Genomic DNA, 15,039 nt, shown 5'->3' on the forward strand with positions numbered 1-15,039 from the left:
GTGCAAGTACAAGAAGAAAGTTAGTATAAACGAAAATAAATAGAAAGAAGAGCCCGCAAGTAAAAATAACTTCATTAACTTTTCCAAAATGATTCCTGCTGAATAGTGAATAGAACAGAATCGGCACCACACATAGCGAACTAAAAGAGCCTATATCCATTGGATTATAGGCTCTTTTAGCTTATTTCTGTATTTCACTTATTTTTTCGTATAACGCAGAACTGGGAAACGTGCCGCTTTGGTTTCATCAAGACGATTAATGACTGTCGTATGCGGTGCATTTTGGACGATTTCTGGGTTATCTTCTACTTCTTTTGCAATTTGGATAAGTGCGTCACAGAATGCATCGAGAGTTTCTTTCGACTCTGTCTCCGTAGGCTCAATCATCATACCTTCCTCAACGTTAAGCGGGAAGTAAATTGTTGGCGGGTGATAGCCAAAGTCAAGCAGTCGTTTCGCCATATCAAGCGTACGCACGCCAAGTTTCTTCTGACGACGACCAGACAGTACGAATTCATGTTTACAATGACGGTTATAAGGCAAATCGAAATGTGGCTCCAATCTGCGCATCATGTAGTTAGCATTCAGTACGGCATATTCCGTAACAGCTTTCAAGCCATCTGGCCCCATTGAACGAATGTACGTGTATGCACGCAGGTAGATTCCAAAGTTACCGTAGAACGGTTTAACACGGCCAATCGACTGTGGCAGATTGTATTCAAAAGCGTAAACTTCATCTTTTTTCACAAGGACTGGTTTCGGAAGGAATGGAATTAAATCCTTCTTCACACCCACCGGACCCGAACCTGGTCCACCGCCACCATGTGGCCCTGTAAATGTTTTATGCAAGTTCAAGTGAACTGCATCGAAGCCCATGTCTCCAGGGCGTGCTTTAGACATAACTGCATTCAAGTTTGCGCCGTCGTAATAAAGTTTCCCGCCAGCAGCATGAACGATCTCAGCCATTTCAAGAATTTCTTCCTCGAAAAGACCCAGTGTATTCGGGTTCGTCAGCATAAGTGCCGCCGTGTCATCCCCTACATGTCGTTTAAGGTCCTCAAGATCAACAAGTCCATCTTCACCTGACTTAACTGTAATCGTCTCGAAACCAGCAACTGTAGCTGAGGCCGGGTTTGTACCGTGTGCAGAATCGGGAACAAGTACTTTTGTACGTTTGAAGTCACCGTTTGCTTCATGGAAAGCCCGAATCATCATCAAAGCTGTCCACTCGCCGTGCGCTCCTGCTGCAGGCTGAAGTGTCACTTCGTCCATACCCGTAATTTCTACAAGATGCTCTTGTAGGTCATACAAAACTTCCAGTGCACCTTGAACAGTCGACTCATCTTGCAGTGGGTGAATATTCGCGAATCCAGGGTAACGTGCAACAGATTCGTTGATTTTCGGATTATATTTCATCGTACATGATCCAAGCGGATAGAATCCTGAATCGATACCATGGTTACGATTTGAAAGTGCTGTGTAATGACGCATAATATCAAGTTCTGAAACTTCTGGAAGTTCCGCAGCTTCCTCGCGAACAAATCCTTTTGGCAATAGAGCAGAAAGGTCAAGTTCAGGCACATCCAGTTCAGGAAGACTATAGCCTATCCGTCCTTCTCTCGTAATTTCAAAAATTAACGCCTGGTTATCTTTATGCATGAAGGGCCTCCATTTCCTGCACAAGTGCATCGATTTCTTCTTTTGTACGCTGTTCAGTAACAGCGATAAGTGTGTGGTTAGCAAATTCTGGATATGTCAGACCAAGGTCATAACCACCGATTATTCCTTGTGCAAATAATTTAGTGTTTACTTCTTTTACTGGTTGTTTGCAATCAACGACGATTTCATTGAAATGTGCTCCACTAAATTTAACGTCAAAGCCCGCTTTTTCAAAGGCTTCTTTCGCATAGCGTGTTTTCACTATGTTTTGGTAGGCGATTTCTTGTGCGCCAATTTTACCAAGTGCAGTCATCGCCACTGAAGCGGCAAGTGCATTTAAGGCTTGATTCGAACAGATATTGGACGTCGCTTTATCACGACGAATATGCTGTTCACGTGCTTGAAGTGTCAATACGTAGCCACGACGGCCTTCATCATCAGTTGTTTCTCCAACAAGACGGCCTGGAACTTTACGCATCAACTTTTTCGTTACAGCGAAGTAACCACAGTGTGGTCCGCCAAATGATTCAGGTATACCGAACGGTTGTGCATCACCGACTGTAATATCTGCGCCAAGCTTACCAGGAGGCGTTAATACTCCTAGTGCAAGTGGGTTTGATGAAACAACGAACAGTCCACCTTTCGCGTGTGCAATTTCCCCGATTTTTTGAATGTCTTCAATCTGACCGAAGAAGTTTGGATATTGCACAAGAACTCCAGCTGTATCCTCGCCCATCATTTCTTCCAACATCGCCATATCAGTAACGCCATCTTTTTGTGGAATTGTGACAACTTCGATGTACTGTCCAGATGCATAAGAAAGGACTACATCACGGGATTCAGGGTTAACTGTTTCAGAAATTAGAATCTTCTTGCGACGCGTATGACCTGCTACAAGTGTTCCCGCTTCCGCTAGAGCCGTTCCACCGTCGTACATAGATGAGTTTGCAAGGTCCATGCCAGTCAGTTCACAGATCATTGTCTGGAACTCAAAGATAGCTTGTAATTCACCTTGTGAAATTTCCGGTTGGTAAGGCGTATAAGCCGTATAGAACTCGGAGCGTGAAATGACATGGTCGACGATGATCGGCTTATAATGATCATAGACACCAGCGCCTAGAAATGATGCATATGTACGCGCATCCGCATTTTTCGCTGCCAATTTTGACAGTTCTTTTGTCAGTGAAGACTCGGATTTTGCTTTTTTAATATTGTACTCGCCTTTAAATCGAACTTTTTCAGGAATATCTTCAAAAAGTTCATCTACGGAAGTAATCCCGATTGTTTTCATCATTTCATTGCGATCGGTTTCAGTCATTGGAATATAACGATGCTGCATATTCTCTTAACCCCTTTTCATAATATTATATGATTAGCGTTTATAAAATGGTGTAGCAATAATTACAGCTTTCAAGCGCTTAGTACGAATTTCGACTTCAATTTCTGTTCCTTCAGCGGTATGTTCACTGTTCAGAAGCGCAAAACCGATGTTCTTTTTAAGTGTCGGTGATTGTGTTCCAGTTGTTACTTCACCGATTTGTTCTTCACCTAGGAATACTTTATAACCTGTACGCGGAATTCCTTTATCAATCATTTCCACACCTACGAGTTTACGCGGTACACCATTCTCTTTTTGGGAAACCAGGACTTCTTTCCCGAAGAAATCCACTTCTTTATTCACCTTCACAACGAAGCCAAGGCCCGTTTCGAGTGGTGAAATATCTTTTGATAGCTCTTGCCCATATAGTGGCAAACCAGCCTCAAAACGAAGCGTATCACGTGCACCAAGACCAGCTGGTACAACACCTTCACTTGCGCCAGCTTTAAGAATAACTGACCACAATGCGACAATTGCTTCAGGCGAGCCGTAAATCTCAAATCCATCTTCTCCTGTGTATCCTGTACGCGAAACAAGTACTTTATGGCCTGAAATATCAACATTTTCTTTAAAACGGAAAAATTTGATGTCTGCTAAAGGCTCATTCGTTAATGTTTGAAGAACGTCTTGTGCAATTGGACCCTGAAAAGCGAGCAACGCATAAGAAGAAGATGCGTTTTCAATTTTGACCTCGTCCGTAGCGTGGCTATTCATCCACTCAAGATCTTTGTCGATATTTGATGCATTGACAACCAAAAGGTAGTTATTATTCCCGCGTTTATAGATTAATAGATCATCCACAGTCCCGCCGTTTTCATAACACATAGCCGTATATTGAGCTTGTCCGTCTTTAAGTTTCGAAACATCGTTCGTAACCATCTTTTGCAAATAAGATAGTGCACCTTCTCCAGTGACAAGCACTTCACCCATATGCGAAACATCAAAAAGACCGGCTTTTGTTCGTACAGCTTCGTGTTCAGCTTTAATACTTGAAAACTGCACAGGTAATTCCCAACCACCAAAATCAATCGTTTTACCACCGTATTCTGCATAACTGTCAAAAAGGACAGTGCGCTTCAAAGACTCTGACAAGTTCTATTCCCCCTTAAAAGTTTTGATGAAAAAAGACAGAGGTCCCCTAATTAGGAAACCTCTGTCCTTGTACCTGAAAGTTTGACCTTACGGCTTTCCTCGTTGGTGGCCGGCTTAACCGGCGCTCTCCAGAGATGCGTCATGTATGAGTCTTGTTACCTGAGAGATTCATAACATAAGTTACTTGCTCCTTCGGCGACGCCATTGCGTGCTCTCCCCATACAATCATTCGCGTTATTCAATTGAATTGAAGATGATTAAGATTCGGACAACTAATGCCCTTTCGCCTTATATCTTAACATTTCATCTCTGTAAGCGCAATACTTTTTAATTGATAGCCGTTTTCACGAACATTAAAAAATATAATTTTATTATAGTTCGTGTTTTTGCCCATTAATTAAATTTTCATCCAATTAAAGAGGTGGAGAAACGACAATCAGCGGTTGATTTTCATCCTCATTTATATTCCCCTTTAAGCCTACTAATTTGGAATGCGATATAATCTACAATATCACGCAACGATCGATTTTCTGTTTCGACTTTAAAATGTGCACCTTGTAAATAGTGAGGTTTTCGATTATTAAATAACTCTTCAAGATCGGAACGTGTCGACCTTTGTACAATCGGACGGTTTCGATCCGTGGAAATACGTCGCCAAATATCGCGAAACGGAGCATTAAGAAAAAAGACTAGGCCTGTCTTCCGCATAATATCTCTATTTTCTTTACGCATCGCTACGCCACCGCCTGTCGCAATGATACAAAATTCATCACGAAACGACCGAAGAAACTCTGTTTCCATTTCTCGAAAACGTTCTTCACCATACATTTCAAATATTTGAGGGATCGTCAAACCAGTTATCTTTACAATTTCAGTATCCATATCATAATATGGCATTTTTGTCGCAAAGCTGAGCCGTTTGCCGATTGCACTTTTTCCTGACCCCATATAACCAATCAAATACACTTTCTTCATGTCATCACCCACTTGGCAGAACGAATAGTGTTATTCGTTCCGTTTCATTATTCTCACCGTTTCGTTTTCATAATACATTTCAAGAGAATCGTAAGTCCTTTGAATACTATCATGCCATGAAACGAGGGAAAAAAGAAAGAGACTAACGAAAAATAATAAAATAATTGCTGCTGCAAGCATTGCGCCATGTTCATTTCGGATAAAATCCAACCGCAAAACTCCTTACTTTAACGGTGTCATTCAACATTGTCACATAAGCAGTTACAGTTAATCCATCAAATGTGAACGTAACCATCTTGACTTCTGTAACTAATGGAATATGCCCGGTTATGTCTACTCGTTTCCGAATAACTGTTCCACTTTGCTCAATATCAATTAGCCCACGATTATTCTTAAGTCGGATTGTCCTGCCATTGTTAACCACGCGAATTTCACTGACGTCAGAAAGAAGGTGTTGTAAATCAGCCGAGAATAATTCCCACTCAGTGGATGAGTAATCTGTATATTGTTGTTCAATCGGGCCTTTCCAAAAGAAAAACAATATAAATAGATGAATGAACACGGTCATAATGATTAATTGGAAGATACTTTCCAAAAATGTATAGCCATGTTCATCAAAAATCTTCATGAATGTACGCATTTATTGAATACCTTATCGACTACCTTATACGATACGCAAACGGATTGCCCTGCAATGGTCCAATCATAATCCACTCCATCGACTTGACGCACCCCCTCCTCTAAACCATACGCATTAAAATAAATTGCCCCTTGATAGGCAGTCTCAGCCGCATACATATCTACCTTCTTCATCTGTAGCTTCATAGTCACTGTTGAAGCAAAAGGAAGCAATGTCCCAAATATAACAATCACTATCGTCAATGTAAGTATCGCTTCTGGCCATGAGTAGCCCCCTTCATTCATAAATTATCATCCTTCCCCGCTGAAATTGAAACCGAATTTCGACATGGCCTGAGCTCTTTAAAAATGCCATTGTACCAGGCTTCAAAATATCTCCATTCCCACCGAATTCAATTGTTTTCAAATGACTGCTCATCACCAATTGCATCCCATCCGGAAAAACGTTTCGCGTAATCTCAATTCTCCCTTCGTCCTTCTTTAGGTAAGATGTAATATATTCGGTTCCCGAATCCTTGAATTCCAAGCTCGTAGCCACATTGTTCGCCATCGAATAAGTTTGTATATTGTAGACAGATGCCATAAACAATTGGAGAGCATCCTCCTCAGAAGCCAACTGTATCCACTTGTCACCAATGGGTAAGACGATTGCTGTCATGATTGACAAAACAGCTAATACTAGAATCATTTCAAGGAACGTGAATCCACTTTCCCTAGTTTTCTCCACCGTTTGCTCCCAAGCTGGCGGATACACCCACCTTATCCACTTTTCCATCCACACCAATTAACAATTGCGTACCATCAGGACACTGTGCATTTTCAGGTAGGTATTCCTTTTCAGTCAATTCAGCAAGAGAGGTCGGAAGATGTTTTTCATCCATTTTAAACGCCTCAATTTGGCCTTGAACCATTTGCATATAAGCATCGCAGCCTTTTTCATCAATTGACTTAGAATGTTTTGTGACATTTGGGATAGCGATTAAAATGAGAACCGAAATAATTAACAGAACAATCATCATTTCAATTAACGTGAAACCCCTATCGTTATGAATAAGTTTCATCAAATTCCCCCTATTATAGTTTATCCATCATTCCATAAACCGGTAAAAGCAAAGCGAGATAAGCAGCCAAAATGCAGATTGCAATGATGCTAAATAATGCTGGTTGCAACATCGCTAAAGCCTGCGTCAGCTTCTCATCAATCGTTTCACTAAGATGTTCACTGTAGATTTGTAGTTCTTTCGGCAGATAGCCACTGTCTGCACCGTGCTTGGCAAATGCAGACAGTTGGTGCATCAAGCCTTCGGTCCTGCCGACCGCGACATGGAATGAATCTCCGTATACGACCTGTTCTTTGACGTTTTTCGCAATTTCACTTAGAACTGCGTCCAGGTTTTGATCTATTAATACATCCAGAGCGTTTTGCAAGGACAGACCAGACTGAAGCAAGCCCCCAACTTCACTAGAAAAGTCGCGGGTCTTTAAAATCGAAAAGAATGTTCCCGCAACAGGGATGGACATTAATACACGAATTTTTGTTGCGGGTGCAAGTTTTTTGTAAATAACGGTACATACTACTGTTAATAATGCGGATATCAACACTACACTTATAAGAAAATCAGGAATCTTAGTGACAAGGGAGGGTAATGCAGAAACAAGTCCATTTTCTTCACCTTTCCTTGAAATCGCCAACGCCTCCATATTTGGTAAAAAAAACCTCCGGAAGGTAATAAGCAATGCTGCAATAATAATAAAAAGCACAATAGGATAAATCAGCAGTTTTTTTAGTTTCTTCCGTTTTTCTTCTGCTATTCTCATTCGAACCGCCATGCCACTCAATGACTGCGCGACTCGTCCGTCTATTTCAGCAATCGCGATAGGAAGAAGCGTTCCAGTTGAGAACCCTAAACTGGCAAGAATATGAGTTACACCGAATCCTTCCTTAAAATCATTATTCATTGCCTCTAACACAGAAGTATAATCTTTCATATGATGTGGCAATAACAGAGTGACAGCATCATAAAATGTATACCCCTCAGTAATTAAAACAGATAGTCTTTTCAGGAATACTGGCCGATTTTGAAGAATTTCTTGTTTATTTAATAACGATTTTATTTTTTGTTTATTCATTCTGAATCACTTTTGGCCTATTATACTTCCGACTAAGCGACTCCACTTTAAGTTCTTCAGGAACAACAACCCTATCACCTTTCATGATGGAATCCGTCATTTGATTAAGCATATCCCCTTGGATGATTTCAAATACTGCTCCTCTTTTTCCGGAAGCACGGCGAATGAGACGCTGTGCTGAAATACATACAACGGTTTGCCTTAATTCTTCGGCAGAAATACCAAAATCCATCATCCTGTAAAAACAACCTGCAGGATCTTTAGAGTGAACCGAAGTAAATACCAAATGTCCGGTTAATGCCGCCTGGACTGCGATTTTTGCAGTTTCACTATCCCGGATTTCTCCAATCATGATGACATCAGGTGAATGCCGTAATATTGCTTTCAAACCAGCTGAATATGTCATTCCTGACCGTTCGTTCACTTGAATCTGAAGCAAATGCGAATGGTTATTTTCTACAGGGTCTTCTAATGTAATCACATGCCGTTCAAGATGATTGACGCAATGAGCTGTTAAAGAGTAGATAGTGGTAGTTTTTCCACATCCGGTCGGACCGGTCAGTATAATTAATCCTTGCGGTTCTGATACAGCTTTACGTAGTTTATCTGCCCACTCTTTTTCAATACATAATTCATCGAGTGAAACGATTTGATTATGCCTTTGTATTCGTATAACAACACTTTCTTTCATCTGAATCGAAGGGATTGTTGAAACACGGAAAGAATAATTCTCACCTTGTATCTGTTTATGAAAAGATCCACTTTGGGGTTTACGCTTATCGCTAATGTCGAGTGAGGAAAGGAATTTGTAAAATGAAATCATACGGCCCGCCAACTGTGGGGGGAGAATTCCGGACCGGTCTAGTCTTGAATCTTTTTTAAACGACACATCATATCCTTCCTTCATTGGAACCAAATGAATATCGGTCGCTTCGTACTTAATCGCTTTCTCTAGAAGTTGAAAACTTTTCCGTTCTACGACGTTTTCCGTCTTAATCATTGAACACCCCTCTTTCTTTTAGGTTGGATAAAACGCAATCCATCCCGGACGGATGATCTGTATCCGTCATTCAGGTCAGACAAACTGCAATCCGCCCTTGGGCACAGTATACGACTTGCGAACTTGTATTGGAATACTTTTCCCTAAAGCTGAATTGTGTATCGTTAGAAGAAGGAGATATTTGAAATTCACCACACTTTTTTGCGATAAATATCAATTTTCAAGACAATCACTCTTTTACACGCCTTTGTCACAAGGAAAGCACGATTGGAGTTTACATCTGCCGTCGTTATCCCTTATAATGAATGGGAGCTTATTGTAATGTTTTATTAAGGAGGGACGCACTCATGGATAACATGTTCAAGTTGATGGGTTTCTGGACAGGCATATTCGCGGTTATGTTTTATATAGGAGACATGCATCCAGCCGCACTTCTTTTTGTTGCGAACACTGGATTCTTCCTACTACTTGGATTCTTGAACCTGACAGAGCGGATGTACATGTACTTATTTGGAGCATATCTGATGGTGTTTATGGTTGGATTCAGCTACTACTCAACGTTTATACACGTACCAGGTTCTCACTAAAAGTACATACAAAAAAACAGCCTCTTATCGGCTGTTTTTTTGTTTTCACGACATTCGATTATTCAAAATCCATTCAAAAATGGATTCGAATTTTTTTCATCTTCTGGAGTAGTCGAAGGTCCGTGACCAGGATATATGATAAAATCATCATCGAGACAAAGCAATTTATCGTGGATAGATTTCAGCAGAACTCCTGTATTTCCACCGATTAGGTCTGTCCTTCCAACTCCTTGTTGGAAAAGTGTATCGCCCACAATTGCAAAACGGGATGGGCCGAAAATATATGAAATACTTCCTGGAGAATGACCCGGCGTATGCCTCACTTCAAATTCGAATGGACCTACAATCATCATCCCTTCGTTTCTGATAAACATGTCTGCTTTTCTAGTGCGGACATCAGGCAACCCAGGATACTTGGCGGAGCCGTTTAGTCTCGGATCTACTAGCCAATCTTGCTCCTCTTCATGAATATAAACCGGAATGTTATAACGATCCCTTATATTATCGACAGCCCCAATATGATCGAAATGGGCATGTGTCAATAAAATCGCGATAGGTGTCAGCTCTTTGCTCTTCACTTTATTAATAATACGGCCACTTTCTTCACCCGGATCCATGATTAGACAATTGCCTGATTCATCACTGATAATATAACAATTTGTCTGGATTGGTCCGAGCGAATATGTATAGACTTTCAACATAGTCGGCACCTCCTTCATGTTATTTTACGCAATAATAAATAGGATTTCAAACAATCATCACTATTATGCCTCGACAAAATTGATTGCAAACAGTACAATGGAAGAGGAATATAGCTAAATTGGACTTGCACTGTATGTGCTGATTTCTGCATTGCTCACAGGTTGCGAGCAATGCAGAAGTTCCTATTGAAAGGAGTGTCTTCCTATGAACTTATTGATGGTCATTTTTGGACTCATCGCAATTTTAGCGGTGGTAGGTACGGTTCAAGCATTTAAAGAACGTAACGTTTTAAGTATTTTATTTAATGTTGGAGCTGCAGTCGTTTTTGGCGGTTTCACAATTGCGACTCTTGTTTTCCAAGGGTTTCCACCTACTCTGTAAAAAAACTAGACTTAAGCTTGGACAACAAAAAACATCCTTTGTGTATTCATACACAAAGGATGTTTTTTGTTGTCTGTCAAGTCATTAAATCACGGATATTATATGCAATTTCCTAGTACAAATTATGCAGCATAGATAATGTGAGGTTAGTTGCAACAGACCGCGGTAGACTTAGATCCACAACCATATTCAAGACATTGACATCTTTAATATTACTCAGGAAACGTTAACCAAGTTGTCTCAGTTCTCATTTTTACATCTATCAACTTTTCCGCAGAGTAACCAGTTAAACACTTTTGCCCCGATGGTGAACACCTCAGAAAACTCGTTGTAATATTATCAGCTACAACGTCTTGTCGTCCTTCTGTAACACGAATAAGTTGATAGGGTGATTGAAGTTCATCAAGTTGCCCACCCTTCTCAGTAGCCGGCAGGAATACAGTCTCATTTGAACTCCATTCAATTTCAGGAATAACCCATTCAGAATAATTACTAATGGCAGGCATCGTCCATTCTGAGTGAATCAAACCATCCTTATTCATGATGGTGTAATGCGCATCTGACTCCTCATTTATTTTTACAGATAGTAGAGTATCTCCATATGTATCAAAATAAACAACACCGCTCATATCCAGCCGTCCCCATTTCTCAGTTACATGCTCATATATATGTATTTCCCCACCATCAAGTATATGGCCATCGACATAACCGATGGCGATTTTATCCTCACCCAACCATTTTGGGAAAGGTTCTTCAATAGCCAAAAGATCAAGACTTGTCTCTTTGCCATTATAGAGAAATAAGTCAAACGTCCAATCTTGATGGAAAGCTGTGAGAAGGACAAGGGAAGGGTTGATATCATTCCATTCAATCGCTAGTTCTGTGGAGGCAACTGAAACTTCATCTAGCACTGTGCCATCCATTGCCACAATTTTAACGATTGCGGATGTAGCGTTGTCGCTCGTATGTAATAATAGATACTTTTTTGTAGGATGAATGAGGACATCGATGATCATAGACTCATCTTCATACAACGTATCCGTTTGACCTGATTCCAAATCAAAGCTATTCACTTGATAATGCCCATCTTCCTTTTCGACGTAGATAACTTCTGACTCAGTTAACCAGCCTATAACGAAATGAAACTTTGCCGGATCAACAGCTAACGATTTACTAATTACCTCTTCAATTAAGTCATTATTCTCATGCTGTTCAACGTCTTTCGGGTCTTCAACAATCTCATTCGTCTTCTCTGTACAGGCCGTTAATAACAGTACTGCTGTACAAAAGATGAACATTCTTTTTCTCACCGCGCCTCCCCCTTTCTGTGTTTAAGTAAAAAAAAGTTCTGCACGGAAAGCTCCGTGCAGAACCTTATCATTCTTTATCTTTACTGTTAATTTCCGTCGATTGTTCCTGTTCTTCCTTGAATCTGAGCAAATCTCCATTAATAATCATATCAGAATAATTTAACTCAGTCACAGATCGCTCGATAAACGGCTCACATTCGACCATATCGGTTTCTTCGCCCGTTTCACTATCATAACAAACCTCTTGCGTGTATACATTTTTATCGGTTACAAAACGTCCATCGCGGAATATAGTAAACGGTTCATGATCCGGTGATAAAATATCCGAACCAAGCGTCATATCTTCCTTCGTTTCAAGCCCCATCAAATGAAGAATAGTAGGTTTCAAATCGATTTGTCCTGATACTTCGTCAATTGTCTTTCCTTTTCCATATCCAGGAATATGGATGTACAAAGGAACTTTCTGCAATTTCGCACTATCGAAAGGCGTAATTTCTTTATCCTGGTACATACCCATCGCTTTATTATGATTTTCAGAAATACCATAATGATCTCCGTACATAACGATTATCGAGTTATCATACAAGCCGCTTTCCTTTAAATCTTCGAAAAGAATTTTAACTGCTTCATCCATATATCGAACTGCTTGGAAATATTTATTTAATGTACTTGAATTTGATGTATATTCAGGAATAAGCTTATCTTCTTCATCCAAATCAAACGGATGATGGTTCGTCAATGTAATCAGTCTTGAGTAAAAAGGCTGTGGCATTTCTTTCATCAACTCTACTGATTGATCGAAAAATGGGATGTCTTTCATGCCCCAGTTAACTGCTTCCCCTTCACCGACTGTGTAACTTTCAATATCGTAAAACTTATCGATACCGAGAGCACCATACATGATATCGCGATTCCAGAAACTCCGGTTATTTGCATGCATTACATTCGTGTAATAGTCATTTTCACCAAGCTTCGCCGCCATGGATTGATAAGTATTACCACTATGCGTGAAGAATACTGCACTACCATTTCTCGGATACAACGAATTTTCGAGAAGGAATTCCGAATCCGACGTCTTTCCTAGTCCCGTATTATGATAAAAATCAGAGAAATAAAATGTATCCGGATCTTTCGTTAGTTCATTCAGAAACGGCGTGATTACATGTCCATCCATTTTCTCGTTAATAACGAACGACTGCAAGGATTCAAGCGAGATTGCAATGATATTACGCCCTTCCGCAACCCCAAACATTTCAGGATCAGGAGCAGCGTAGCTCGCATTAATATAGTTACTTACTTCCACTAGTTCACTGCCATCCGCAAGCGCACGCTGAGCATGGGATTTGGATTGAATGAACAAATCATAGATGTGGTAATTATATGTTCCGATATTTTTAACAAGAAGCTCTCTATCGAAACTACGTGTTAATAATTGCGGTCTTTCCATTTCTGCCAGACCAAGGTTTACCATCATAACTGCAGCAGTCATGACGAAGTAAAGTTTACGTCCATTTTTGTTTTGTTGCCCAATAGGATTATCTTTAGGCATAAAACGGATTGCCAAATAGATAATTAGCACATCTGTGAAAAAGAATATGTCCATCACATGTAGATTGGCAGTAACTGATGATGAAAGATCACCGAAGTTACTCGTTTGGAACAAAACTGGCAGGGTAATAAAGTCATTGAAAAATCTATAAAACACTGCATTACTAAACATAATAATCGAAGTAAGTACACTTACTGTCATTATATAAAAATTACGTCTTTTCGTACTCTTGATGAATAGCGCAATGCCGTAAACAAATAGAAGAAAACTAAGAGGATTCAAAAAGAGAATGAATTCCTGCATTATATTATCGATTTTCATATTAAAGCTTGTAATATAACCGAAATACGTTGTCAACCACGTTGCGACAATTGCTATTACGAGTACGGAATGTTTTGACCATACTATTTTGTTCATTCCATCTCTTCCTTTCAAATATAAATTCAAATTAAATTTCATTAAAAACAGTTCAAACTAAATCTTACTACATAATAGACGGAGTAGCTGAAGAAAAGTTTCATAAATTGTCAATATGAGTTCAAAAGTACGGCAACTTTGGGTCCAATCTCACATTTTTGACGCTTCACTACGCAAGATTAACACTGCTTTTAAATAGTCTTCCTTCATTAGCAGACCATTATCGTAAAGGTCTTTCACTTCCGATTGCACCATATCGATGTCATCTTTTCGATTTCCCGTATAGACATAAATTCCGAAACGCTTGAGTAATTGGAGGACTCCAAGAAAATCTTTCATTTAGTGGTCTCTCTTTTCTGGCATAAAATGAGTTTTTCTTCTGTAAATATTTTACTAACGGGAATATCATGACCTTCAATAGGTACCGATTTACTCGTCTGGCTAGCAAATGCCAGCGACAGTGTGTCGCCGTTGTAATCCGACATATAACGGTCATAATACCCTCCACCGAAACCAATTCTGTATCCCTCATCTGAGAACACTATTCCAGGTACAATTTGCAAATCAATTCCCTCTTTTTCAATCGTGATTGTTTCATTGAGTATCGGCTCAAAAAGGCCCATATAAACAGTTTCCAAACTATCATATGATGTAATGAGACGAAAATCCATCTTGCGAGTTGCATGAATGCATTTAGGTACAGCTATTTGTTTACCAGCCACCCAAGCCGCTTCGATAAGCGGGCGTGTGTCCACTTCGGGATAACGAGAAATCGTTATCCCGATTGTATCCGCACTTCGAAATTCATTCGATGCAAGTACTCTATCTGTAATTTCCAAAGATTTTTTAATATGTTCTGTACGGCTCATATTATTCAATGTATCAAGGACTTGATTCCTCAAAAAAATTTTACTCATTTTGAATTCCTCCCGTTCTGAAATGAAAAAACCAAAACCGGTGAAGGTTTTGGCCTGAGCGATTATTTCGTTTCACGATGCAAAGTTTGTTTCTTTTCACGTGAGCAATATTTTTTCATTTCAATCCGTTCTGGATTGTTACGTTTGTTTTTCTTTGAAATATAGTTGCGCTCACCACATTCTGTGCAAGCTAGTGTAACATTTACGCGCATTGTTGGTCCCTCCCACTCATCGAGAATGTAAAGTTTATATGAGCATAATTTATACGACCTATCAAGTGTACCACATCTACGGGATTTGTCC

The 15,039-nt window shown here is 39.9% G+C and carries 19 protein-coding genes and 1 riboswitch; of the genes, 2 read left to right on the forward strand and 17 right to left on the reverse strand.

What is annotated here, in order from left to right:
* Positions 1-198: 198 nt before the first annotated feature.
* The 11 genes from gcvPB to comGA form a co-directional block, all read right to left on the reverse strand.
* A complete protein-coding gene (gcvPB, locus tag FQ087_RS07305; RefSeq protein ID WP_149579819.1) occupies positions 199-1,659 on the reverse strand; it encodes an aminomethyl-transferring glycine dehydrogenase subunit GcvPB in 1,461 nt (486 codons plus the stop codon).
* On the reverse strand, positions 1,652-2,998 hold the full coding sequence (gene gcvPA / locus FQ087_RS07310; RefSeq protein WP_149579820.1) for an aminomethyl-transferring glycine dehydrogenase subunit GcvPA: 1,347 nt from the start codon (positions 2,996-2,998) through the stop codon (positions 1,652-1,654). Before gcvPA ends, gcvPB begins: the two co-directional genes overlap by 8 nt.
* Positions 2,999-3,031: 33 nt before the next feature.
* Complete coding sequence (gene gcvT, locus FQ087_RS07315) at positions 3,032-4,129, reverse strand: glycine cleavage system aminomethyltransferase GcvT (protein WP_149579821.1); 1,098 nt, start codon at positions 4,127-4,129, stop codon at positions 3,032-3,034.
* Between the two features lie 137 nt (positions 4,130-4,266).
* Positions 4,267-4,358: riboswitch (glycine riboswitch) on the reverse strand.
* Positions 4,359-4,585: 227 nt separating this feature from the next.
* Positions 4,586-5,104: a shikimate kinase gene (locus FQ087_RS07320; protein WP_149579822.1), complete on the reverse strand. Its 519-nt coding sequence runs from the start codon at positions 5,102-5,104 to the stop codon at positions 4,586-4,588.
* Between the two features lie 30 nt (positions 5,105-5,134).
* Positions 5,135-5,314, reverse strand: coding sequence for a hypothetical protein (locus FQ087_RS07325; protein ID WP_149579823.1), 180 nt, complete (start codon positions 5,312-5,314; stop codon positions 5,135-5,137).
* On the reverse strand, positions 5,295-5,744 hold the full coding sequence (comGF, locus tag FQ087_RS07330; RefSeq protein WP_149579824.1) for a competence type IV pilus minor pilin ComGF: 450 nt from the start codon (positions 5,742-5,744) through the stop codon (positions 5,295-5,297). Before comGF ends, FQ087_RS07325 begins: the two co-directional genes overlap by 20 nt.
* Positions 5,729-6,028, reverse strand: a complete 300-nt coding sequence (locus tag FQ087_RS07335) for a hypothetical protein (protein ID WP_149579825.1) — start codon at positions 6,026-6,028, stop codon at positions 5,729-5,731. Before FQ087_RS07335 ends, comGF begins: the two co-directional genes overlap by 16 nt.
* Positions 6,021-6,470, reverse strand: a complete 450-nt coding sequence (locus FQ087_RS07340; RefSeq protein WP_188006666.1) for a type II secretion system protein — start codon at positions 6,468-6,470, stop codon at positions 6,021-6,023. The genes FQ087_RS07335 and FQ087_RS07340 overlap by 8 nt, the downstream gene beginning before the upstream one ends.
* Positions 6,457-6,804, reverse strand: coding sequence for a competence type IV pilus major pilin ComGC (gene comGC / locus FQ087_RS07345; RefSeq protein WP_188006667.1), 348 nt, complete (start codon positions 6,802-6,804; stop codon positions 6,457-6,459). The genes FQ087_RS07340 and comGC overlap by 14 nt, the downstream gene beginning before the upstream one ends.
* Before the next feature lie 13 nt (positions 6,805-6,817).
* Positions 6,818-7,873: a competence type IV pilus assembly protein ComGB gene (gene comGB / locus FQ087_RS07350; protein WP_149579827.1), complete on the reverse strand. Its 1,056-nt coding sequence runs from the start codon at positions 7,871-7,873 to the stop codon at positions 6,818-6,820.
* Complete coding sequence (gene comGA / locus FQ087_RS07355) at positions 7,866-8,873, reverse strand: competence type IV pilus ATPase ComGA (RefSeq protein ID WP_149579828.1); 1,008 nt, start codon at positions 8,871-8,873, stop codon at positions 7,866-7,868. Before comGA ends, comGB begins: the two co-directional genes overlap by 8 nt.
* 347 nt (positions 8,874-9,220) lie before the next feature.
* Between comGA and FQ087_RS07360 the strand changes: the two genes are divergently transcribed.
* Complete coding sequence (locus tag FQ087_RS07360; protein WP_149579829.1) at positions 9,221-9,460, forward strand: DUF2626 family protein; 240 nt, start codon at positions 9,221-9,223, stop codon at positions 9,458-9,460.
* Between the two features lie 62 nt (positions 9,461-9,522).
* On the opposite strand, the gene FQ087_RS07365 is transcribed toward FQ087_RS07360, so the two are convergent.
* Entirely contained in the window at positions 9,523-10,161 is a 639-nt protein-coding gene (locus FQ087_RS07365; protein ID WP_149579830.1) for an MBL fold metallo-hydrolase, read from the reverse strand.
* A 205-nt stretch (positions 10,162-10,366) separates the two neighbouring features.
* On the opposite strand from FQ087_RS07365, the gene FQ087_RS07370 reads away from it, so the two are divergent.
* Positions 10,367-10,543 carry a DUF2759 family protein gene (locus tag FQ087_RS07370; protein ID WP_149579831.1) on the forward strand — a complete coding sequence of 59 codons (177 nt, stop codon included), beginning with the start codon at positions 10,367-10,369 and terminating at the stop codon, positions 10,541-10,543.
* A gap of 212 nt (positions 10,544-10,755) precedes the next feature.
* Here FQ087_RS07370 and FQ087_RS07375 read toward each other — a convergent pair whose 3' ends face one another.
* The 5 genes from FQ087_RS07375 to rpmG form a co-directional block, all read right to left on the reverse strand.
* Positions 10,756-11,853, reverse strand: a complete 1,098-nt coding sequence (locus FQ087_RS07375; protein WP_149579832.1) for a YqgU-like beta propeller domain-containing protein — start codon at positions 11,851-11,853, stop codon at positions 10,756-10,758.
* A gap of 67 nt (positions 11,854-11,920) precedes the next feature.
* Positions 11,921-13,819 (reverse strand): LTA synthase family protein, encoded by a 1,899-nt coding sequence (locus FQ087_RS07380; RefSeq protein WP_149579833.1) that lies wholly within the window; start codon positions 13,817-13,819, stop codon positions 11,921-11,923.
* Between the two features lie 150 nt (positions 13,820-13,969).
* Positions 13,970-14,158 carry a YqgQ family protein gene (locus FQ087_RS07385; protein WP_149579834.1) on the reverse strand — a complete coding sequence of 63 codons (189 nt, stop codon included), beginning with the start codon at positions 14,156-14,158 and terminating at the stop codon, positions 13,970-13,972.
* Positions 14,155-14,736 (reverse strand): 5-formyltetrahydrofolate cyclo-ligase, encoded by a 582-nt coding sequence (locus tag FQ087_RS07390; protein WP_149579835.1) that lies wholly within the window; start codon positions 14,734-14,736, stop codon positions 14,155-14,157. The genes FQ087_RS07385 and FQ087_RS07390 overlap by 4 nt, the downstream gene beginning before the upstream one ends.
* A 62-nt stretch (positions 14,737-14,798) precedes the next feature.
* Positions 14,799-14,948 carry a 50S ribosomal protein L33 gene (gene rpmG, locus FQ087_RS07395; protein ID WP_067210194.1) on the reverse strand — a complete coding sequence of 50 codons (150 nt, stop codon included), beginning with the start codon at positions 14,946-14,948 and terminating at the stop codon, positions 14,799-14,801.
* Between the last annotated feature and the right edge of the window lie 91 nt (positions 14,949-15,039).

It is taken from the genome of Sporosarcina sp. ANT_H38 (assembly GCF_008369195.1).
In the GTDB taxonomy this organism is placed as follows: domain Bacteria; phylum Bacillota; class Bacilli; order Bacillales_A; family Planococcaceae; genus Sporosarcina.